25 protein-coding genes and 1 tRNA gene are annotated in these 21,578 nt (G+C 42.5%); 15 read left to right on the top strand and 11 right to left on the bottom strand.

Annotated features, from left to right (window positions below):
- Positions 1-150 precede the first annotated feature (150 nt).
- The 4 genes from BW947_RS01675 (at position 151) to ruvX (ending at position 2,051) form a co-directional block, all read left to right on the top strand.
- The gene (locus BW947_RS01675) at positions 151-468 is read left to right on the top strand and encodes a hypothetical protein (RefSeq protein WP_076496581.1); all 318 of its coding nucleotides are present in this window, start codon (positions 151-153) and stop codon (positions 466-468) included.
- A gap of 165 nt (positions 469-633) precedes the next feature.
- Positions 634-963 carry a stress response translation initiation inhibitor YciH gene (gene yciH / locus BW947_RS01670; protein WP_076496580.1) on the top strand — a complete coding sequence of 110 codons (330 nt, stop codon included), beginning with the start codon at positions 634-636 and terminating at the stop codon, positions 961-963.
- A gap of 68 nt (positions 964-1,031) precedes the next feature.
- The gene (locus BW947_RS01665; RefSeq protein ID WP_076496579.1) at positions 1,032-1,595 is read left to right on the top strand and encodes a YqgE/AlgH family protein; all 564 of its coding nucleotides are present in this window, start codon (positions 1,032-1,034) and stop codon (positions 1,593-1,595) included.
- A 30-nt stretch (positions 1,596-1,625) separates the two neighbouring features.
- Positions 1,626-2,051, top strand: a complete 426-nt coding sequence (ruvX, locus tag BW947_RS01660; RefSeq protein WP_076496578.1) for a Holliday junction resolvase RuvX — start codon at positions 1,626-1,628, stop codon at positions 2,049-2,051.
- A gap of 74 nt (positions 2,052-2,125) precedes the next feature.
- Here ruvX and hemH read toward each other — a convergent pair whose 3' ends face one another.
- The 4 genes from hemH to BW947_RS01640 all read right to left on the bottom strand — a co-directional run bounded on the left by hemH (position 2,126) and on the right by BW947_RS01640 (position 6,055).
- Positions 2,126-3,139, bottom strand: a complete 1,014-nt coding sequence (gene hemH / locus BW947_RS01655; RefSeq protein ID WP_076496577.1) for a ferrochelatase — start codon at positions 3,137-3,139, stop codon at positions 2,126-2,128.
- Between the two features lie 33 nt (positions 3,140-3,172).
- A complete protein-coding gene (locus tag BW947_RS01650; RefSeq protein WP_076496576.1) occupies positions 3,173-3,712 on the bottom strand; it encodes a glutathione peroxidase in 540 nt (179 codons plus the stop codon).
- Between the two features lie 183 nt (positions 3,713-3,895).
- Positions 3,896-5,008: a PilT/PilU family type 4a pilus ATPase gene (locus BW947_RS01645; protein WP_076496575.1), complete on the bottom strand. Its 1,113-nt coding sequence runs from the start codon at positions 5,006-5,008 to the stop codon at positions 3,896-3,898.
- Between the two features lie 9 nt (positions 5,009-5,017).
- Positions 5,018-6,055, bottom strand: a complete 1,038-nt coding sequence (locus BW947_RS01640; RefSeq protein ID WP_076496574.1) for a type IV pilus twitching motility protein PilT — start codon at positions 6,053-6,055, stop codon at positions 5,018-5,020.
- Positions 6,056-6,090: 35 nt separating this feature from the next.
- On the opposite strand from BW947_RS01640, the gene BW947_RS01635 reads away from it, so the two are divergent.
- The 8 genes from BW947_RS01635 to BW947_RS01600 all read left to right on the top strand — a co-directional run bounded on the left by BW947_RS01635 (position 6,091) and on the right by BW947_RS01600 (position 13,182).
- Entirely contained in the window at positions 6,091-6,789 is a 699-nt protein-coding gene (locus tag BW947_RS01635; RefSeq protein WP_076496573.1) for a YggS family pyridoxal phosphate-dependent enzyme, read from the top strand.
- A gap of 227 nt (positions 6,790-7,016) precedes the next feature.
- Positions 7,017-7,835: a pyrroline-5-carboxylate reductase gene (proC, locus tag BW947_RS01630; RefSeq protein ID WP_076496572.1), complete on the top strand. Its 819-nt coding sequence runs from the start codon at positions 7,017-7,019 to the stop codon at positions 7,833-7,835.
- 50 nt (positions 7,836-7,885) lie between these two features.
- Complete coding sequence (locus tag BW947_RS01625) at positions 7,886-8,434, top strand: YggT family protein (protein ID WP_076496571.1); 549 nt, start codon at positions 7,886-7,888, stop codon at positions 8,432-8,434.
- The gene (gene yggU, locus BW947_RS01620; RefSeq protein WP_076496570.1) at positions 8,434-8,733 is read left to right on the top strand and encodes a DUF167 family protein YggU; all 300 of its coding nucleotides are present in this window, start codon (positions 8,434-8,436) and stop codon (positions 8,731-8,733) included. The genes BW947_RS01625 and yggU overlap by 1 nt, the downstream gene beginning before the upstream one ends.
- A gap of 87 nt (positions 8,734-8,820) precedes the next feature.
- Positions 8,821-9,255 carry a DUF4426 domain-containing protein gene (locus BW947_RS01615; protein WP_076496569.1) on the top strand — a complete coding sequence of 145 codons (435 nt, stop codon included), beginning with the start codon at positions 8,821-8,823 and terminating at the stop codon, positions 9,253-9,255.
- 139 nt (positions 9,256-9,394) lie between these two features.
- Positions 9,395-10,012, top strand: coding sequence for an RdgB/HAM1 family non-canonical purine NTP pyrophosphatase (gene rdgB / locus BW947_RS01610; protein WP_076496568.1), 618 nt, complete (start codon positions 9,395-9,397; stop codon positions 10,010-10,012).
- A complete protein-coding gene (gene hemW, locus BW947_RS01605; RefSeq protein WP_076496567.1) occupies positions 10,012-11,178 on the top strand; it encodes a radical SAM family heme chaperone HemW in 1,167 nt (388 codons plus the stop codon). Before rdgB ends, hemW begins: the two co-directional genes overlap by 1 nt.
- A 153-nt stretch (positions 11,179-11,331) precedes the next feature.
- Positions 11,332-13,182, top strand: a complete 1,851-nt coding sequence (locus BW947_RS01600; RefSeq protein ID WP_076496566.1) for a DUF885 domain-containing protein — start codon at positions 11,332-11,334, stop codon at positions 13,180-13,182.
- 652 nt (positions 13,183-13,834) lie between these two features.
- Here the strand turns inward: BW947_RS01600 and BW947_RS01595 are convergent.
- The 5 genes from BW947_RS01595 to trmB all read right to left on the bottom strand — a co-directional run bounded on the left by BW947_RS01595 (position 13,835) and on the right by trmB (position 18,309).
- A complete protein-coding gene (locus tag BW947_RS01595; RefSeq protein ID WP_076496565.1) occupies positions 13,835-14,776 on the bottom strand; it encodes a LysR family transcriptional regulator in 942 nt (313 codons plus the stop codon).
- Positions 14,777-15,203: 427 nt separating this feature from the next.
- Positions 15,204-16,022 (bottom strand): YggN family protein, encoded by an 819-nt coding sequence (locus tag BW947_RS01590; protein WP_076496564.1) that lies wholly within the window; start codon positions 16,020-16,022, stop codon positions 15,204-15,206.
- Between the two features lie 279 nt (positions 16,023-16,301).
- The gene (gene glsB / locus BW947_RS01585) at positions 16,302-17,216 is read right to left on the bottom strand and encodes a glutaminase B (RefSeq protein ID WP_076496563.1); all 915 of its coding nucleotides are present in this window, start codon (positions 17,214-17,216) and stop codon (positions 16,302-16,304) included.
- Positions 17,216-17,542 carry a YggL family protein gene (locus BW947_RS01580; protein WP_076496562.1) on the bottom strand — a complete coding sequence of 109 codons (327 nt, stop codon included), beginning with the start codon at positions 17,540-17,542 and terminating at the stop codon, positions 17,216-17,218. Before BW947_RS01580 ends, glsB begins: the two co-directional genes overlap by 1 nt.
- Positions 17,543-17,592: 50 nt before the next feature.
- Positions 17,593-18,309: a tRNA (guanosine(46)-N7)-methyltransferase TrmB gene (trmB, locus tag BW947_RS01575; protein ID WP_076496561.1), complete on the bottom strand. Its 717-nt coding sequence runs from the start codon at positions 18,307-18,309 to the stop codon at positions 17,593-17,595.
- A gap of 200 nt (positions 18,310-18,509) precedes the next feature.
- On the opposite strand from trmB, the gene mutY reads away from it, so the two are divergent.
- Positions 18,510-19,601, top strand: a complete 1,092-nt coding sequence (gene mutY / locus BW947_RS01570; protein WP_076496560.1) for an A/G-specific adenine glycosylase — start codon at positions 18,510-18,512, stop codon at positions 19,599-19,601.
- A 2-nt stretch (positions 19,602-19,603) separates the two neighbouring features.
- Positions 19,604-19,882, top strand: a complete 279-nt coding sequence (locus BW947_RS01565) for an oxidative damage protection protein (protein ID WP_076496559.1) — start codon at positions 19,604-19,606, stop codon at positions 19,880-19,882.
- A gap of 85 nt (positions 19,883-19,967) precedes the next feature.
- Here BW947_RS01565 and BW947_RS01560 read toward each other — a convergent pair whose 3' ends face one another.
- Positions 19,968-20,543: a YceI family protein gene (locus BW947_RS01560; protein WP_076496558.1), complete on the bottom strand. Its 576-nt coding sequence runs from the start codon at positions 20,541-20,543 to the stop codon at positions 19,968-19,970.
- Positions 20,544-20,547: 4 nt separating this feature from the next.
- The gene (locus tag BW947_RS01555) at positions 20,548-21,099 is read right to left on the bottom strand and encodes a cytochrome b (RefSeq protein WP_076496557.1); all 552 of its coding nucleotides are present in this window, start codon (positions 21,097-21,099) and stop codon (positions 20,548-20,550) included.
- A gap of 390 nt (positions 21,100-21,489) precedes the next feature.
- Here BW947_RS01555 and BW947_RS01550 point away from each other — a divergent pair.
- Positions 21,490-21,565, top strand: a tRNA-Phe gene (locus tag BW947_RS01550).
- The last annotated feature ends 13 nt before the right edge of the window (positions 21,566-21,578 follow it).

The raw sequence follows: 21,578 nt of genomic DNA, 5'->3' as shown, positions 1-21,578 counted from the left end.
GTGCTAGAAATATGAATTTAGCTTACATAGCAATAGTCTTATCTACAACTAAATTGATGTGTAAACTCGCATTTCATTTTACTTGACTTAAATAAAATAAAATTAGATGATAATAGTTATCAATTAGATTAAGGATAGCAGGTGGCGTACATGTATTGGTTTGCGAGCGCATTTATTGTAGCGTCTATTATTTTTTTTCTTGCACCAGAAAAGATTTCACTTGAAGCCAATAACGCTAAGCTAAAAAGGCACTTACCCGCAAGCTTGCTTGTTTTACCTGTCATAGTATTAGGCTGGCTAGTGATTAATGCTCTTGCTAACGGCGCCAATCTTACGACCGTCGCGGCTTTTGGCTTTGTCATCACAGCCTGCTTAATTGCATTACCTAAATTGCATAAATTTATCATGCCCAGTGCCTTACTCACTGCTGCAGCGTTGATTATCATGCTAGTCCTACGCATTAGTTAATTTAGTTTTTTAAAAAATATGCTTACCTCCCTGCAAAGAGTTAGCATTTTGTTCGGACCACTTAGTAATAATTCTTAAGTGGTCTTTTTTTTACCTCCCAGAACTCCCTCGAATTTGGTAAACTCAAAGAGTACCAACCACTTCTATTACTAATGAATAAAATCTATGAAAACAGATCCTAATGTATCTTTAGTATACAGTACCGATAAAGGCCGTATTAATGCAGAGCCTGTCGCTGCGCTTATTCCTGAATCTGATGGTGTCGTCAGGATCTACAGGGACAGTAAAGGCAGAAAAGGCAAAGGTGTTTCTATTATTTCCGGCTTGGGTCTTGATGACAGCGCGTTAAAAATACTGGCTCAAACCCTTAAAAAACAATGTGGCTGTGGTGGAACTGTTAAAGATTTTACCATTGAAGTCCAAACAGACAATCGTGAACAACTCAAGCTATTACTAGAGAAGCTGAATTACAAAGTAAAATTAGCAGGCGGTTAACCTCACTCAACACAGCAATATAACCCTATGTGCTAACACAATTTAGCCATATCAAACGGAGTCGTTTAATGGAGAGTTTGCAGAACCATTTCTTAATTGCCATGCCTTCACTGCATGATACGTTTTTTGAACGTTCGGTTATCTATCTCTGTGAACATGATGCTAAAGGCGCTATGGGGCTAGTTATCAATAAACCACTTGATATCGAAGTCAATTCCTTATTAGAACAAATGGAATTGCCCGCTGAGCAAATTCCCTCAGATTTTATATTTAACTCCAATGTTATGATGGGTGGACCCGTTTCTCAAGACCGTGGCTTCGTACTGCATACTTCTCAACCTTATTGGGCCAATAGCACTGATCTTAACTGCGGTTTAATGTTGACTACCTCCCGCGATGTATTAACGGCTATAGGGAGTAATAGATCGCCAGATAAGTTCCTTGTAGCTTTAGGCTTTGCAGGCTGGAGTAAAGGACAGCTCGAACAAGAACTTGCCGATAACTCTTGGCTAACGATCCCTGCAACACATGCACTCTTATTTGACATTAAACACCAAGACCGTTGGCCGCAAGCTAGCCGAACTCTTGGGTTTGATGCTTGGCAAGTTTCAGCTCAAGCGGGCCACGCTTAAACCTAATTTATTAATATAAGTCTGCACACTATGAACTCGAAAACTGTATTAGGCTTTGATTTTGGCACCAAAAGTATTGGCGTAGCCATTGGCCAAGAAATTACCGCCAGTGCCACACCATTATTGTCAATTAAAGCCGTCGATGGCATCCCAAATTGGGATCACATTGGGGATTTAATCAAAGAATGGCAACCCGACTTAGTCGTCGTAGGTCTCCCTTTAAATATGGATGGCACAGAACAAGACATGACCCATAGGGCGCGTAAATTTGCTAATCGTATTAATGCTAAATTTAAAGTAAAAATAGCCACTCAAGATGAGCGATTAACCACTGCTGATGCTAAAGCCAGATTGTTTGAATTAGGTGGCTTTAAGGCGCTGACGAAAGGCCAAATCGATGCCGTGTCGGCGGTGCTGATTATTGAAAGCTATTTTGAAAATAATTTCGGCAAATAAAACCACCGTAAAAACAAAAAGGATAAGTGGGCTTATCCTTTTTTTATATAACGGTTACGCTATGATTTATCGAATCAAAAATAGGGTTTAACTAAGTTTGCCATCATAGTGATATGGTCATCATTATCGTTCAGCGCAGCAATATAACGGAACTTCTCACCGCCGGCCTCAGTAAATATGTGACCATTTTCACCGACAATCTCCTCCAGCGTTTCTAAACAATCGGCACTAAAAGCTGGGCAAATAATAGCAACATCACGCACACCTTCTTGAGGTAACGCTTTCATTGTCGCATCGGTGTAAGGTTGTAACCATTTTGCTTTACCAAAACGCGATTGAAAAGTCATCACAAACTCGTCTTTACCTAGACCCAGTTTTTCGGTGACAAGCCGAGTTGTTTTCATGCAAAAACAGTAATAAGGATCGCCTAAATGCAAATTACGCTCGGGCATACCGTGGTAAGACAATACCAGCTTTTGTGGTTTACCATGAGCCTCAAAATCTGTCTTTATCGAGCTTACTAATGCATTAATAAAATCAGCATTATCGTGATAAGTATTAATAAAATGCAATGATGGTATATAACGCCATTTAGATAACTCAGCCGCAATCGCATCAAAAGCAGACCCAGTTGTTGGCGCCGCATATTGAGGATACAGAGGTAACACAATGATGTTATCAACGCCATTTTGATGCATTGTCTGCAACGTACTGGCTACCGAAGGATTACCGTAACGCATGGCTAAATGCACCGAAACGTCATGGTTATCCGTTTTTAACTTTTCGGCCAATTTTGCCGTTTGGCGTAAACTAATGTCCATTAACGGTGAGCCTGCAGCGCTCCAGACTTTCTGGTATAACGCCGCCGATTTAGCCGGACGTATACGCAAAATAATCCCATGTAAAATCAGCATCCAAACTAATTTAGGAATTTCTACTACGCGAGTATCCGCTAAAAACTCAGCAAGATAACGCCTCACTGCAGATGCAGTAGGTTCATCTGGGGTGCCTAGATTCAATAATAACACGCCTACTTTGCCGCGTTGCCCGTGTCCAACATCTTTGGATAAGCCTGAAAATTTAGCCAAAACAGCCTCTTAATTAAGTCTATAACAATAAGATTACAGTACCGATTCTATCGCTTGTTTAAGCTCTTCGCTATCGGGCTTCACTTTAGAATTAAATTGCTGCACAACTGTGCCGTCGCCGCTAACAACATACTTATAAAAATTCCACTTTGGCGCCGCTGTTTTTTCGGCTAAGTATTTAAATACACTATTGGCATCGCTGCCACGTACTGGCGATGTGGCCAGCATAGTAAAGGTGACACCGTAATTGATGTAACACACCTTAGCGGTATCTTTTTCGTCGTTTTCTTCTTGGAAAAAATCATCCGACGGAAAACCAATAACAACCAAACCCTTGTCTTTATAGTTTTCATGCAAGGCTTCGAGTGCTTTAAACTGTGGCGTATAACCACAGTTACTGGCTGTGTTTACAATCAACACCGGTTTCCCTTGCGTTAACTCACACAGATTAACCGTTTCTTCAGAATGTAGTTTTCGCACTTCAAGGTTCAGATAATCGGGGCAAGTTGCCGCCATAGCGCCAACACTTATCAAGCTCGCGCTTAAGGCCAATATTGTGGGTAATTTGTTCATTGCTTTCTCCTTTACCTTTACATTACGTCAGCATGCAAGGTAAAGATCATATTGAATTAAAAAATAAAAGCTATGTTTGACGCAGCATAGCGATGAAATGAAACCACTTAGTTGATGAAAATTTATCTACATAAACAAAAAACAGCCCATAAAGAGGCCGTTTAACGTCGAAATCAACTCTTGTTAATCCATGTCTAAGGTGACGCCTTCCATAAAACCTGAACCGGTAGAATCTTTACTTTGCAGTTTGATCATTAGACGTAAATCATTTGGCGAATCAGCATGATGTAGTGCATCAGCATAACTAATTTCACCATCTACATAGAGTTTCAACAAGGCTTGATCGAATGTTTGCATACCTTGCTCATTCGATTTCGCCATAGTTTCTTTCAGTAAATGCAGTTCGTTCTTCGCGATTAAACTCGCCACTCTTGGGGTGTTAATTAACACTTCAATCGCTGCGCGGCGACCATTACCATCGAGTCGAGGAATTAATTGTTGTGCGACAATCCCGCGTAAATTCAATGACAAATCGAATAATAATTGTTGATGTTTATTCTGTGGCACGAGATGCATAATACGATCTAAAGCTTGGTTAGCGTTGTTTGCATGTAACGTTGCCATACAAAGGTGACCCGTTTCGGCAAATGACAGGGCAAACTCCATCGTCTCTTGGGTACGTATTTCACCAATTAAAATCACATCCGGCGCTTGGCGCAAAGAGCTTTTTAATGCAGCGTCAAAAGATTCAGTATCAATACCGACTTCACGCTGGGTAATAATGCTCTTTCTATGGTCGTGAACAAATTCAACTGGATCTTCAATTGTTAAAATATGTCCACGCGCATGGCCATTGCGGTAACCGACCAATGCCGCCAAAGAGGTCGATTTACCCGTACCCGTTCCACCCACCATAATGATAAGACCACGTTTACTCATCACTAAATCTTTTAAGATTGGCGGTAACTTAAGCTCATCTACATCAGGAATTTTTGTTTCAATGCGGCGCATAACGCAGCCTGGAGATTCTCGCTGCCAAAAAGCACTAACCCTAAAACGGCCTAAATCCTTTACGGCAAAAGCAAAGTTACACTCACGACTCGTATGAAACTCTGCTTTCTGAGCCTCAGTCATCAACGACTCGACAAAATCTAATGATTGAGCTGGCGTAAAAGCACTTTCGGCCAAGGGACGCAATTCACCGTCAATTTTGGCGCTTGGCGGAAAACCCGCTGTGATAAATAAATCAGAGGCTTTGCGCTCAACGATCACCTTTAAATACGGACGAACATCCATCATAAATCCTTAAAATGTCGCTTGCTTATTTGAACTCTTCGCCATTGCATCTTCACGGGTAATAAGACCGCGATTGACTAGGTTCTGCAAACATTGCTCTAAGGTCTGCATGCCGTGTGCCATACCGGTTTGAATTGCTGAATACATCTGTGCCACTTTGTCTTCGCGAATGAGGTTACGAATAGCCGGTGTGCCCATCATGATTTCATGTGCAGCCACACGGCCTCCCCCTACCTTTTTAATCAGGGTTTGCGATATTACCGCTTGCAGTGATTCCGACAACATAGTGCGCACCATACTTTTTTCACCAGCAGGAAACACGTCAACCACACGGTCAATGGTTTTCGCTGCGGAAGTAGTATGCAAGGTGCCAAACACTAAGTGGCCTGTTTCTGCGGCCGTCATCGCCAAACGTATGGTTTCAAGATCGCGCATCTCACCGACTAAGATCACATCAGGATCTTCACGTAGTGCGCTTCTAAGAGCGGCATTAAAGCTGTGAGTATGGCGATGAACTTCACGCTGGTTTATCAAACATTGTTTATTTTGGTGGACAAATTCAATGGGGTCTTCGATAGTTAATATGTGGTCGTGTCGATTTTCATTCACGTAATCCACCATAGCAGCAAGTGTGGTACTCTTGCCTGAACCCGTTGGCCCAGTCACTAGCACTAATCCTCTGGGGAAACTGGCAATTTTTTTAAAAATTTCCGGTGCACCTAACTGCTCGAGTGACAAAATATCACTCGGGATAGTACGAAAAACAGCGGCAGCACCGCGGGACTGATTAAATGCGTTAACACGAAAACGCGCTAAATTAGGGACTTCGAACGAGAAATCGATTTCTAAATGTTCTTCATAGTCCTTACGCTGCTTATCATTCATGATGTCATACACTAGACTGTGTACGCCTTGATGATCGAGCGCCGGCAGGTTAATTTTTCTCACTTCACCGTCGACACGGATCATAGGAGATACCCCTGCAGAAAGGTGTAGATCTGAAGCTTTGTGTTTTACACTAAAGGCCAATAACTCAGTGATTTCCATCGTTTGGGATATCCTTGCAACTAGATAATTACATCATGACAACAATAGCAGACAGACTCGCAATCGCCCATAGCAGGATTGCACAAGCCGCACAAAAATGTGATCGCCAGCCTAGCAGTATTCGCTTACTTGCCGTTAGCAAGACTAAACCTGTTGAAGACATTATAGCAGCCTACCAAGCCGGACAGCGCTGCTTTGGTGAAAACTATGTGCAAGAAGGCGCTGAAAAAATTACTGCACTTAAAGCGACTTATCCTGATATTGAATGGCATTTTATTGGCCCACTTCAATCCAATAAAACCAACATAGTCGCGCAACATTTCGATTGGATGCATACCGTGTCTCGCGATAAAATTGCACAACGTCTTAATGATCAACGCCCAAACGAATTAACACCATTAAATGTCTGTATTCAAATTAATATCAGCGCTGAAGATACAAAATCGGGTATAGATACAGACCAAATGCTACCACTGGCTAAACTGATAACTCAGTTACCTAACTTAACACTGAGAGGCTTAATGGCGATCCCCACAGCAACCGCCGATACCGAGTTACAGCTGAAAGAGTTTTCAACATTACATAAATTATTCCAAGAACTTCAATTGCATTACCCCTCTATAGATACGCTTTCAATGGGTATGAGTAATGACTTAGATGCAGCCATTCGCTGCGGTTCAACTATGGTACGCATTGGCAGTGCTATTTTTGGTGAGCGCAATTATCCAGCATAAAAATGACTCATTGGCATAAAATGTAATGATAGCGTGTTACTTTAGCCTTGTTTTTAATGGATTTCGCCCAAATACTTTATTTACGTTCCATAAGTTTTAACGATTATAAGATCAACGAGCTTAAGCCGTTCAATCAGGCTTTAACATTCAAATGACTAACCGTTTTATCATCTTAATTTAAGGTGAATTTGTTACAAGATAACGGTTAACACACTGAAGAGAATCAAATGAGTCAACAAAAAATCTGCTTTATCGGTGCCGGCAACATGACGCGCAGTATCATCAGTGGCCTAGTGAACAGTGGCTACCCTGCTCAACTTATTCAAGCGACCAATCCTAGCCAAGGTAAACTCGATGCACTCCAAGCGGATTTAGGCATTTTGGTTTCTCAAGATAATTTAGCTGCAGCGCAAACTGCCGATGTCATAGTGCTGTCGGTAAAGCCACAATTAATGCAGCAGGTTTGTGAAGCATTACAAACTGTTGATATGTCAACAAAGTTAGTCATTACTATCGCAGCAGGCATTAAAGCACAACGTTATACCGACTATTTAGCACAAAATATTACACTTATCCGCGCGATGCCAAACACACCGATGCAAATAGGTGTGGGTATGACGGGCCTTTATGCGCCTCAAGCTATCTCAAGCACTCAAAAAACTATTTGCGATCGTTTGATGTCAAGCGGCGGCGAAATCGTGTGGGTGAATGAAGAATCAGAATTAGACCAAGTGATTGCATTATCAGGCAGCTCACCAGCTTATTTCTTTTTGCTGATGGAATCTATGATAGATGCGGGCAAAGAAATGGGTATGGATGAAGCTAAAGCCAGAAGTTTAGTGCAGCAAGCCGCACTCGGTGCTGCTATGATGGCAAAGCAAAATCCGCAGCTTACTTTAGGTAATCTAAGAGAAAATGTAACCTCAAAGGGTGGTACAACCGCGCAAGCACTTGCGACCTTTGAAGCTGCGGATATGCGAGGCTTAGTCAAAAAGGCCATGGATAATTGCATTAAGCGTGCAGAAGAAATGGCGAAGACATTTTAACTTATACCCTTAACGCGTTTTGTATCGAACTTAAATAGGTAAAAATATCGATGAATGCATTGACCTTTTTAATCACCACTCTATTCGATCTCTACTTGATGGTAGTGATTTTGCGGATCTGGCTCCAAATGGCAAGAGCCGACTTTTATAATCCATTTAGCCAGTTTATTGTTAAAGCGACTCAGCCCATTATTGCGCCAATGCGCCGTATTCTGCCTTCACTAGGGCGATTTGATACCGCATCTTTCGTGCTGGCATTACTGGTTGTTATTGTAAAAGTATTGCTGATCAGTCTTATCGCTGGCGGTGGTATAGATATACTGTTGTTTTTGATGTTTGCTGTCGTATCTGTGATCAAAAAAGCCGGTGTTTTATTATTCTGGATGCTCATCATACGTGCGATTTTAAGTTGGTTTAACCAAGGCTATAACCCGATTGTGATGGTCATGGGTCAACTCACTGAACCTGTACTTGCACCAATCCGCCGTATAATACCGCCTATAGGTGGCTTAGATTTATCGGTAATGCTGGTTATCATTGGAATGAATTTCCTCAATATGCTACTCGCTCAATATATTCCATATTGGGCTGTGATCTAATGTGTGCAGTGACTTTGCAGCAAGGTGACTTGCTGCTTAATCTGTATATTCAGCCGAAAGCTAGTCGTGATCAAATTGTAGGATTACACGGTGATGAGCTAAAAGTGGCCATCACCGCTCCGCCCATAGATGGCAAAGCCAATGCCCATTTAAGCAAATACTTAGCCAAAGCCTTTAAAGTGCCAAAGAGTAATATTCATATAGTAAAAGGTGAACTTGGCAGGCATAAGCAAATTCGAGTTATTGACCCCAAACTCATCCCAAGTGTCATTACTGAACTGATGAGCAACAGTAACTAAGGTTGATACAGTTGAAAAACAGCCACATTAAATACCAATAATTTATTGAAAAATGTAACTCACCCCATAACAGAAAGGTACCCCATTATGCTGCGTCATCTTCTCGCTATATTCGCTCTCACTGCGAGCCTTTGCGGCGTTGCAAATGCTGAACAAAAAGAAACTATTGGTAATTTCGATATTCACTATATGGCTCTTGGTAGTACATTCCTAACACCTAGCATAGCTAAATCCTATGGTATTCAGCGCAGTAGCTATAGAGGTATTATTAATATTGCCGTACTAGATAATAGCGAAACCAATAAACCCGCGGTGCCTGTTGAAATCACCGGTGTCGCTAATAATTTATTAGATGCACGAATCAACTTAACTTTCAAAGAGATCCGCGAAGGTGATGCGATTTACTATATTGCAGAAATCCCTTACCGCGATGATCAGGAGATCAATTTCAATATCGCGATAAAGCACGGTAACCAGTTAAATACCAATTTGCAGTTTAAGCAAAAATTCTACGTCGAATAAGCTAGGTTGCGGTTATCGCAAATAATAAGTCACTTTTGGACGGCACAAGCCAGTACCGTCCCTCCCTTTTTCTGTCCTTTAGCCCTCAGCTTGGGTATCATTGCCGCAGTATAAATCGCCCCAATGATATAGGTGTTACATGCAACAAATCGTCCTCGCCAGTGGTAATAAAGGCAAACTCGCTGAATTCGATCAAATGCTCGCAAGCTACGGTGTTACAGTGCTGCCACAGAGCAAATTTAATGTCAGTGAAGTGGCCGAAACCGGCACTACCTTTGTCGAAAACGCCATTATCAAAGCTAGGCATGCCGCCGAAATCACCGGACTTGCAGCCATTGCCGATGATTCAGGTTTAGAAGTCGATTTACTCCAAGGCGCTCCCGGCATTTATTCAGCGCGTTACGCGGGCGAAAATGCGAAAGATCAAGATAACGTCTTAAAACTACTTGAGACATTAAAAGATAAGCCTGCACCTCGCAGTGCGAGATTTCAATGCGTGCTGGTGTATATGCGCCACGCGAAAGATCCAACCCCAATTATTTGCCAAGCGTCATGGGAAGGCCAAATTGACGTTAGTCAGCGTGGCGAAAATGGCCACGGCTACGATCCGATTTTTATCCCTGAAAACTTCCAATGTAGCGCGGCTGAACTGAGCAGCAACGAGAAAAATACCTTAAGCCATCGCGGTAAAGCTCTAGTGCAACTCATTGCGGCCATGCAAGCCCAAGGCGTGTTAACTGGCGGGAATGCACAATAATGTCATCAACTGCTGTGACTACTGCGATAAAGCTTGAACTGCCACCACTGAGTCTGTACATCCATATTCCTTGGTGCGTACAAAAGTGTCCTTATTGTGACTTTAATTCCCATGGCCAAAATGGTGAGCTGCCGCAAGAAGCTTATGTTGATGCACTATTAGAAGACTTACGCCAAGATTTACATCTCGTCCAAGGGCGGCAAGTTCATACCATCTTTATCGGTGGCGGCACACCATCCCTCTTCGATGCTCTGCAAATCAAACGCATACTAGATGGTGCCAATGCGCTAATTCCCTTTAGTGATAATATTGAAATCACTATGGAAGCCAACCCTGGCACCTTAGAGCACGATGACTTTAGTGCCTATCGTGCAGCGGGCGTGACTCGTTTATCTATCGGTGTACAAAGTTTTTCTAAGGATAAGCTCAACTTACTTGGACGTATTCACGATCAAAACGAGGCACAAGTCGCCGCTCAAAAAGCCAGCCAAGCGGCATACTTGAGTTTTAACCTCGATTTAATGCATGGATTACCCAACCAAAGTTTTACCGAAGCCATGGCCGATATCGACACGGCAGCAGCACTGAACCCGCCGCACCTATCTTGGTATCAGTTAACGATTGAGCCCAACACCCTATTCCACTCAAAACCGCCGCAGCTGCCCGATGACGAAGCGCTGTGGCATATCTATGAGCAAGGTCAGCAAAAGCTGGCGGCATTAGGGTATGAGCAATACGAAATATCCGCCTATGCAAAACCCGGTTACCAATGTAGGCACAATCTCAACTACTGGCAGTTTGGTGATTATCTAGGCATAGGCTGTGGCGCCCACGGCAAAGTGACGCTGCCAGAAGAAAACCGCATCATACGCACGGTAAAAATTAAACATCCTAAGGGGTACCTCAGTGCCAGCAACTACACCTTCGAATCGATTGAAGTTGCAGAGGAAGATCGTGCGCTTGAATATTTAATGAATCGCCTGCGCTTAATGACACCTATCCCTAAGCAAGAATTTGAACTGCGCACCGGACAGCACAGAGAGACATTGATCGCCGGCATGGAAAAAGCCAAACAGCGCGGTTTACTCACAGAATCAGCAGAATATTGGCAATTAACCAGTAAAGGTCATATGTTTGTTAATGATTTACTGACACAGTTCTGCTGAGTTTAAACGTTAAAATAGCTATGTAAATAATGTGTTAGTCGTCAATATTGCAGTTTAACTGCATTACCACTAACACATTTTCTAACATTAATATCCATACATTCTTGTTCAGCTTCTTTAGAATTGATGCAACTCAATCTAGGAAGCCCGATCATGCCAATAAAAACTAAAATCAGCTTAGTCGCACTGACCCTTTCAGCTCTACTGACCATTCCCACATATGCAGCATCAACCTCGCCAACCTTACACAATGCAAATGAACCTGTGAATGTGGTAATACAAACCGAATCAGACAAAGCCAATGCTCTGTTCGAAACCATCTTCATGGAAAACATCATGGCGAGCCCCATTTCGCAAACTTATATGGGGATTAAGCAAGACTATGATAAATGGGATGAACTGGGTGATGCCGCCGATGATAAAACCCTAGAGCGCACCAAAAAACAACTGGTGCAAATCAATCAGATTGATGCAGCCAAACTCGATCCACAAACGCATCTTAGCCTCAGCTTACTGAAACAAAATCTGCAAAATGACATCGAAGATGACCAATGGCGCTATCATAATTACCCTGTAAATCAGATGTATGGCGGTCACTCTATGATCGCCTCCTTCTTGATTAACCAACATCAAATCACTGATATCAACGATGCCAAGGCCTATATCAGCCGCTTAAATGGCGTTCCCAAACGCTTAAGTCAATTACAGACAGTATTAACCGTTCGCGCAGATAAAGGTATTATCGCGCCTAAATTTGTGTTCGCTTATGTGATTTCAGACAGCCAAAACATCATCAAAGGTGCGCCTTTTGATAAGGGCGACGACAGCGCGCTACTCGCAGATTTTCGCCGTAAAGTGAACGCATTAGCGATTCAAGAAACTGAGAAGCAAGCACTACTTCAACAAGCTGAGCAAGCATTACTGACCCAAGTCGAGCCCGCCTATAACAAGCTCATCACTTACGTCAAAACTTTAGCGACCAAAGCTGATGACCGTGATGGTGTCTGGAAGCTCCCTAATGGCGCCGCCTTTTATAATAATGCTTTGGCTCGTACTACAACGACAAATATGACTGCCGATCAAATCCACGACTTAGGTCTTTCGGAAGTGGAACGTATCCACAATGAAATGCGCGCCATTATGAAGAAGGTCAACTTTAAAGGCGATTTACAGCAATTTTTTAGCTTCATGCGTGATGATCCCCAGTTCTACTACCCCAATACCACCGAAGGCAAAGCCGCCTATTTAGCACAGGCGACTAAGCTCATCGACAATATGAAATCACGCTTGGATGAAGTGTTCAAAGTAAAACCTAAGGCTGCCATGATAGTGAAACAGGTTGAAGCCTTTAGAGAAAAATCGGCTGGTAAAGCCTTCTATGAACAACCGGCACCGGATGGTTCGCGCCCAGGCAGCTATTACGCAAACCTATATGACATGCAAGCCATGCCAAAATATCAGCTGGAGGCATTGGCTTACCACGAGGGTATTCCGGGGCATCATATGCAAATCGCGATTTCCCAAGAACTGCAAAACATCCCTAAGTTTCGCAAGTTTGGTGGCTATACCGCATATATTGAGGGCTGGGGTTTATATAGTGAATCTTTCCCGAAAGAAATGGGACTCTATGCCGATCCTTATTCTGACTTTGGTCGCCTAGCAATGGAGCTATGGCGTGCATGTCGCTTAGTCGTTGATACCGGTATTCATGCCAAGAAGTGGACCCGCGAGCAAGGCATTGCCTATTACGTGGATAATACGCCCAATGCTAAATCGGATGCGGTGAAAATGGTTGAACGCCATATCGTTATGCCATCGCAAGCGACAGCCTATAAAGTGGGTATGATTAAGCTGCTGGAACTCAGACATAAAGCAGAGCAACAGCTTGGCAGTCAATTTGATATCCGCGACTTCCATACGTTAGTGCTTGCTAATGGCGCATTACCACTGGATGTATTAGAGCAACAAGTCGATATTTGGATAGCCAAGCAGAAAAAAGCTTAATAGTATTGAATTATAAAGCGCTTTTACCAATGTCTTATAGTTAGAAATACCAGTGAAGCGTTAAACAACGTTCAATAAAAAAGCCACTTTTAGTGGCTTTTTTATTGGGTTTATTACCAAGCTAGATAACACAACCCATCTCACGGTATGCCACTTATTTAGACTATTGCTTTATGTGTGGACTGACACAGGTCTTCACATCACTTAAAACAGAATAGTGGCTTTAGCGGGACTAAAAATAAGGAGTAAATTTTTTATAAGATCCAGATCATCCATAAAAAATTACCTCAGCAATAAAGCTGAGGTAAACCAAAAACTAGGATGATGGTTTAAAGCCAACATGGTTTTAGTTCTCAAACTTCTGTTGGCGGTGCTCCAGAATTGCATTAATGCTGACCTGCATACAAAAATTAAAAGGGGTCATTTCCAATAAATGTATAGGACTCAGGTCACTCTGAATCAACCATTGCCATTGTACTCAAATCAAAACAGACTTCAATAATGTTAGCGTTTTAAGCTTTAGAATCCACTAAAAAACCATTAATAAATACACGCAAAAACAAAACGCAACCATCTGATTATAAAGAAAAAGTAAATGGATTAATTTTTAAATAATTCAACAGGGTCGATTTTGTGAACAATGTTTTCTATTTTACTGACGTTTACTGAATAATTCGACATAGGGTGCATCCCAATAAGGCGGCGTTCCTATGTGTTCTTTAATAAATTCTATAAAGGAACTGACCTTAGGGGCTAAGTGTTTACGACGGGGATAAACCGCCTGTAAAGGTAAATGATGGGTCAATTGCCAATCTTTGAGTAACGGGACTAATGTACCTTTCTGAATTTCATCTTCCATCAGATAACTCGCCAGATACACGACGCCAAGGCCGCTGATAGCGGCAGATTTTAATGCGGGCGCATTATCGACCCTGAAATTGCCTGATACGCCAATTTCACAATAATCATCACCTTTCTTAAATTGCCACATACTGTGCTCATGCCACTCACCTTGATAAACCAAACAATTATGGTCAACCAATTGTTCTGGTCGAGAAGGTTCGCCATGTTGAGCAATGTAGCCAGGAGAGGCGACTAATAAAAACTGGCACTTCATCAGTGGTCTTGCAACCATACCTAGCGGTAATTGTTCCGACATAGTTAACAGTAAATCTAAGCCTTCACTCACCACATCAACTTTATGGTCAAGTAAACTCACTTGTAGCTCTAGTTCGGGATGCTTTGCCATAAAGGATGGCAAAGCGGGAATGATATGCATCACCCCAAATGATTGCGAAATACCCACTTTAAGCACGCCGCGAGTCGCATCATTTAAGTTATGTACGCTAGCAATGGCTTGTTCTGCATCACGTAGAAGCTCTTCACCCTGTAGGTACAATAAATGCCCTGCTTCAGTCAAACTTAAACTGCGCGTTGTACGTTGGATTAATTGAACACCAAGTTTATGCTCAAGATCGGCGACTTGTGTACTAACCTTTGACTTAGAAATTCCAAGCCTTCTTGCGGCGGCACTAAAACTACCAGCTCTGGCCACATGGGTAAAAATCGCAATAGGTTCTAATAGTTCTAACATGGAAGTCGCCTTAAGCTGTTTACGACAATAATATTAATTTTTGGTTCATTGACAATGATTTAGCGCAATCTTTGCTTAAAAATAACCACAGCATTGAAATCTCGCATTTAACGAACAAAAGGCGAAGATTTACACCAAAAACATCCACTAAAGTAGGAGTAATATCTGACTGATATGCCAGCTTTTAATTATATTTTAAGAGTATACCAAACATTACTCTGCAAAATGTAACATTCAACGCCAAATTAGCGTAAGTGATGTCATGTTAAGTGCTTAACCCACTCAGTCATTCGTATTACAGGCGATTTAACCTCATATTCAATCATATTAAAATAAAGCCCCTGGTACGAGTAAGTGCAGGGGCTTGAATGATAAGGCATAACGAATGACTTCTACTTAAAACACATCGCTAATTGCGTAAAATACTTTATTTTAATACCGTTGGCGAAGTGGCTTTTGTTAAGGGAAACGGTGCAAGTTCTGGCACCTCTTGGCGCACTTGCTTTTCTAGTACCAATAGTGATTCCATATTAGCGCACACTTTATCTGCGCGTAATTTTAAGGCGTCAGATTGTGATTCAATTTGCTTTTCAATCCCCTTACCTAAACCATCCATTTTTTTAGAAAAAGCATTCATTTTCGCCTCAAAAGAGCCGCCATCAGCAGACATTAACTGTCCACCCATAGTCATCATAATCGTACCTAATGAGCCTTGTACTATCTGGCCCATTTCAGCCTCAAATTCATTGTTAAAAGAATCCTGAATTGAACCTTCTGTGGCACTTAAATAAAAGTTATTGCCATCTTGATGGGCTATGCCATCGACTCTTTTCTGTACGCCATCCATCATCTTATCAATCTGTACACCTGAGGCATCACCCAATAGCGGGGTGAGCGCCATACTCACCGCTTGCGTTGCGAGTGTCACGCCATCATTCACTAAGCTCACCACTTCAGGGACCTGTGTTGACACATCTGCGGCATATTGGCTAACTAACTGTTGTTGTTGTTTATCATTTAACTTAACCAGCTTACCTTGCACAAATAATTTATTGCTATCGATACGATATTGCTCAGCCCCGTTATCGCTCACAATAACTTTTTTAGGTTCAATGTTAATATCATAATTAAGCGCCACGTCGCAGCGCTTGTCTGCGGTAAACGACATAGCAAAGGTCGATTGCCCGCTACCCATGCCAAATAACACGGCTGATAACACCAATCCACTAACGATATTTATGTTCATATTGACGATTCCTGTAAATGAAGTGGCCTTTGAATTAAATGGCCCAATAAACGAAATGAGTGCCCAACTAATGGTATTAACTATAACTAGGCAATCTTTAGCAGAATACATGCCAGAATCGTAATGAATTGATTTAAAGTACTTTAAATAAAAAATCGAGCATTATAACGCTACAAGGTTTTATCAAAAGCACTATTTTCCACACTATTTCGCTAAAATAGTACCTTATTTTACAACTAGATAAACTAAGGTACTAATATGGTAACAATGCGGTGATTATTAGAAAATAGATCGGCCAAGACGTTGGCTTAAATGCTCAAGCATGGCCGTGCCAGCAAGTGAATTACCATGGTTATCAAGCTCTGGCGACCAAACGCAAATCGACAGTTCCCCAGGAATAACGGCAATGATACCGCCACCGACGCCACTTTTACCCGGCATACCGACACGATAGGCAAACTCACCCGCACCGTCATATAAACCAGAGGTCGCCAACAGAGCATTAAGCTGCCGAGTTTGTACCGGAGAAATCAGTTCAGTCCCTGTAATGCTTTTACCGCGATTAGCCAAATACAACATGGCTTTGGACAAGTCAGCACAATTCATCTTTAGAGCGCAATAATGAAAATAGGTGCGCAGCACTGTATCAACATCACCTTGAAAATTTCCAAACGACTTCATTAAATAAGCAATCGCCGCATTGCGCGCGCTGTGTTGATATTCTGAATCGGCCACTAGTTTATCAAAACTCACTTTATCATTTTGGCTAAGCTGCCTAACTAACTCGAGCATTCTGTGTTTAGGCGCTCCTAAACGGCTCTGTAATAAGTCAGCAATCACTAACGCGCCAGCATTGATAAATGGGTTTCGTGGTTTGCCACGTTCTAATTCGACTTGGACTAACGAGTTGAATGAATGACCCGAAGGCTCTTTGCCTACACGACTCCAGATTTCGGTTTCTTCATATAACGTTAACGCTAAGGTTAAGCTGAAAACTTTGGAGATACTTTGAACCGAGAATGGCTCAAGATAATCACCCGCACCTAAGGTATTGCCATCAACGGTTGTGACGGCAATACCTAATTTGCCAGCATCAACACTGGCGAGTGCGGGGATATAATTTGCAACCTTTCCTTGGCCGAGCAAGGGTCGAACTTTGTCGACCACTTCCTCAAGTAATGCCAACTCGGGCATTATCCCCACCAGATGTCGTACAGTTCGCTAACTTCAAGCTGAGACACGTTTTGCTTAGCCCAGAAAGCCTTAACAGCCGCGACGTCTTCTTCAGTACATTTGCCGATAGTTTGGGTTGCAATAATGCCTTCCCATTCAATGTGACCACCACCGTGGAAACCTAACTTACGGACTTCAATCACTTCTTCGATGAATTTATCTACCGTTGCATCGATATCAGCTTCAGATATTGATGCATCAAAAGACCAAGCCATATCAAAACCTAACTCTTGGAATTCATCAACGCGCATTTTCTTACGTAAACGACGGCTACGATTAGTTGCCATAAAGATTTTCCCCGTTTTGTTAAAAAAACTAATTAATTGAAAGATTTAATTTAAGCGATACGCTCAAACATGAGATCCCATACACCGTGGCCAAGTCTATGGCCGCGGGCTTCAAACTTTGTCAGTGGACGATGATCAGGGCGTGGCACCACAGTGCCGTCACTCGACTGGTTTTTATAACCAGGCGCTGCTTGCATCACTTCCAGCATATGTTCGCTATATTCTTCCCAATCGGTTGCCATATGGAACACGCCACCTATTTTTAGCTTACCGCGGATAAGCTCTGCAAATTCAGCTTGCACGATACGGCGCTTATGGTGACGTTTCTTATGCCAAGGATCTGGAAAAAACAATTGCACTCGAGCTAATGAACTGTCAGCAATCGCATGCTCTAATACTTCCATGGCATCGTGGTGATACACTCGTAAATTAGTCACCTCTGCAATGGCTGCATCGCTTAAGCAAGAACCGACACCCGGTTTATGCACTTCAATACCAATGAAATTTTGCTCTGGTGCGTCTTTAGCCATTTGCACTAAAGAGGCGCCCATGCCAAAACCAATTTCTAGCACTGTATCAGCTTCACGGCCAAAAACGTCACTCAGTACCAATGGCGTTGGGCTGTAATCTAAACCCATGGCTGGCCACTGACTGTCAATAGCGTGTGCTTGACCTTTAGTTAAGCGACCTTCTCTTAGGACAAAGCTTCTGATCTTACGCAGATACTTGCCTTCTTCATTAAATTCAGCGGTAGTAACTTCGCTCATTTTTGCCTCGTCTAGTGGACAACACACTCATAAAAGAAGGGCATTATCCAAAGTTCAACATACAGTGCAAGCACTAATGGGGCGAAAGTATACCAAGATTATTTGAGAGTGCGAATTTAGTATGACTTTCGGTTTATTAACCTCTATATGACATGTCTTTGGCGCTTGTCTAGGAAGGGAACTGCCGCTACACTGCGCCGATGAAATCTACAGCCTCCTTTGCTACACGTATCGTCTCTTGGTACGACAATCACGGTCGTAAAACCCTCCCTTGGCAGCAAGATAAAACCTCATATCGCGTATGGGTTTCTGAGATCATGCTGCAACAAACTCAGGTTGCGACGGTTATTCCCTATTATCTTAAATTTATGGCGCGTTTCCCCGATGTGTTAGCACTCGCTAACGCACCAGATGATGAAGTGCTGCATCATTGGACTGGTCTTGGTTATTACGCGAGAGCGCGTAATTTGCATAAGGCAGCCAAGATCATCCGCAACGATTATCAGGGATTATTTCCAACAAATTTTGAACAAGTGCTCGCCCTGCCGGGCATAGGGCGCTCGACCGCAGGTGCAGTATTATTATTATCACTGGGACAACATCACCCTATTCTCGACGGCAACGTGAAACGTGTGCTGGCAAGACACGGCGCCATTGCTGGTTGGCCAGGCCAAAAAATAGTTGAAGCGCAACTGTGGCAACTGACCGATACCTATACGCCAAAGCAAGATATTCAGAAATATAATCAAGCTATGATGGATATCGGTGCCAGTATTTGCACTCGTAGCAAACCTAGCTGTGCCGCTTGCCCTGTGGCAATTGATTGCAAAGCACAGCTTATTGGCAGACAAACTGATTTCCCTGGCAAAAAGCCTAAAAAAACCATACCAACCAAAGCAGCGTGGATGTTAGTGCTGGTCAAAAACAATGAAGTGTTTTTAGCTAAACGTCCGCCAGCGGGGGTCTGGGGTGGACTTTGGTGTTTCCCTGAGTTTGCCACCCAAGCCGCCCTAGAAACTCACCTCGAAGAGCAAGGGTTTGCAACGCAGCAGCTTGAATGGTTAACCGGCTTTAGGCATATATTTAGCCACTTTCATTTAGATATTCAGCCCATGATGCTTAATTTAGATAATATCCACGGCAATATAGAGAGCGTGGACGCTGTCATGGAACAAAACCAGTCACTCTGGTATAACATAAGTCATCCTTCCAAAGTGGGACTCGCCGCTGCCACTGAGCGCGTGCTAGCCAATTTTGGATCACTCATTCAATCCGCAGTCAGTAAGGAATAATCATGGCGCGTACAGTCAATTGCGTATATTTAGATAAAGAAGCCGACGGCCTAGACTTTCAACTGTATCCAGGTGAATTAGGTAAACGCATTTTTGATAACATCAGCAAAGAAGCTTGGGGCCTATGGCAAAAAAAGCAAACCATGCTGATCAACGAGAAAAAACTCAACATGATGAATGTTGAAGATCGCAAGTTTCTTGAAGAACAAATGACCGCTTTCCTATTTGAAGGTAAAGAAGTAGAAATTGAAGGTTTTGTGCCTGAAAAAGACCAAGATTAATTATTGTCGTTAACTTAACGATAAAGCCCCAAAAAAAGCGCCTTTCGGCGCTTTTTTTATTCATCTAATGAAGAATAACTGAACGTTACTTACGCACGCCTTCAACCACAAGGTCTAACTCAACATGGCTTGATGCTGGACCTAAATCCATTTTGATACCGAAATCTTTCATCGCAAACGTAGTGGTGCCAGTAAAGCCTGCACGATAACCCCCCCAAGGGTCTTGACCTTCGCCCACTGCATGGGCATTGATCGCTAATGGCTTAGTGACACCGTTTAAGGTTAAGTTACCGTTAATCACTAAATCGCCATTACCTTTATCTTCAACTGTGGTTGAGGTAAACGTCGCTTGCGCAAATTGACTCGTGTTAAGGAAATCAGCGCTACGAATATGCTTGTCACGCTCGGCGTGGTTTGAATCCACACTGAGCGTATTGACTGTCACATTCACTTTAGCCGCAGTGGGTTTAGCTGCGTCATAGCTAAAGTCACCGCTAAAATCATTAAAGCGACCAACGACATAGCTATAACCTAAGTGACTTACTTTGAAGGTAATAGAGGCATGTGCTCCTTCACGGTCAATGACATAGTCTGCCGCAGAAGCCGCCATCGGAGCCAATAGAGATGCACCAATCAGTGCGCTTAACAGTTGCTTTTTCATTGTATTATCCTCGATTAAATTTAATCATTTTGAGTAAAGTTGCGTCTTTATCGATAAAGTGATGCTTTAACGCACCAGCAGCGTGGATCACGATTAGTGCGATTAAGCTATAAGCAGCGTATTGATGGATATCGCCTGCTATATCAGCTTGGTTTTCAAAAAAAGGGCCAAATCCTGGTAGTTCAAACCAGTCAAACAACATAATTCCACGCCCTTCTGCCGTTGAAATAAGAATCCCAGCAAACATAATAACCAGCAGTAAGACATAAATGGCTAAATGCGCAATGTGAGCCGCCTTTTTCTCCCAAAGCTGATGATTCGCCTCTGATACGGGTTTAGGGTTAACTAAGCGCCACAATAAGCGGAATAACGTCACTGCCAAGAGTAAAATACCGATACTCTTATGTAGATGCGGCGCTGTTTTGTACCAAGTGCTGTAGTAGGTTAACTCCACCATCCACACTCCTAGGGCAAACAACCCAATCACGACGATTGCGCTCAGCCAATGAGTCACAATTGCGGTTACCCCATAAGCAAACTGATTATTTCGAAACATACTGCGACTCCGTACTCGCACTTTCTTCATGCCATCCATGAAATAATATTCATTATCATAGGTCTAAATTTGAAAACTAAAATCAGTAAAAATCGCCCATATCTTTCTAAATTTTAGAAAGATAGCCAATAATTAGGATTTATGAGCATAAATTTATAGTAAACATCACCATCCCTCTGCCTTAAAAAGTACAGTCAACGAATGAAATTGACCTGAATTAACAGAAATAAGAGATAAAAAACAGCCAAGATGCACATTAAACCGCCGAACGAGTTATTAATTGGGAAAAAGCACTTGCAGAGGTCAAACTCCCTCGCTAATATAGCCGCACTTCGAACGAGATGGCTTAGACCGCGAGTTCAAAGTAGTAAACTAACACTTAGTTTAGTTGCCCGAATAGCTCAGTCGGTAGAGCAGAGGATTGAAAATCCTCGTGTCCCTGGTTCGATTCCGGGTTCGGGCACCACTTTTAAAGTAAT

The organism is Shewanella morhuae, from assembly GCF_900156405.1.
Taxonomy (GTDB): Bacteria; Pseudomonadota; Gammaproteobacteria; order Enterobacterales; family Shewanellaceae; genus Shewanella; species Shewanella morhuae.
Note: the sequence above shows the minus strand (reverse complement) of the source record. Positions and strands in the feature narration are given on the sequence as shown.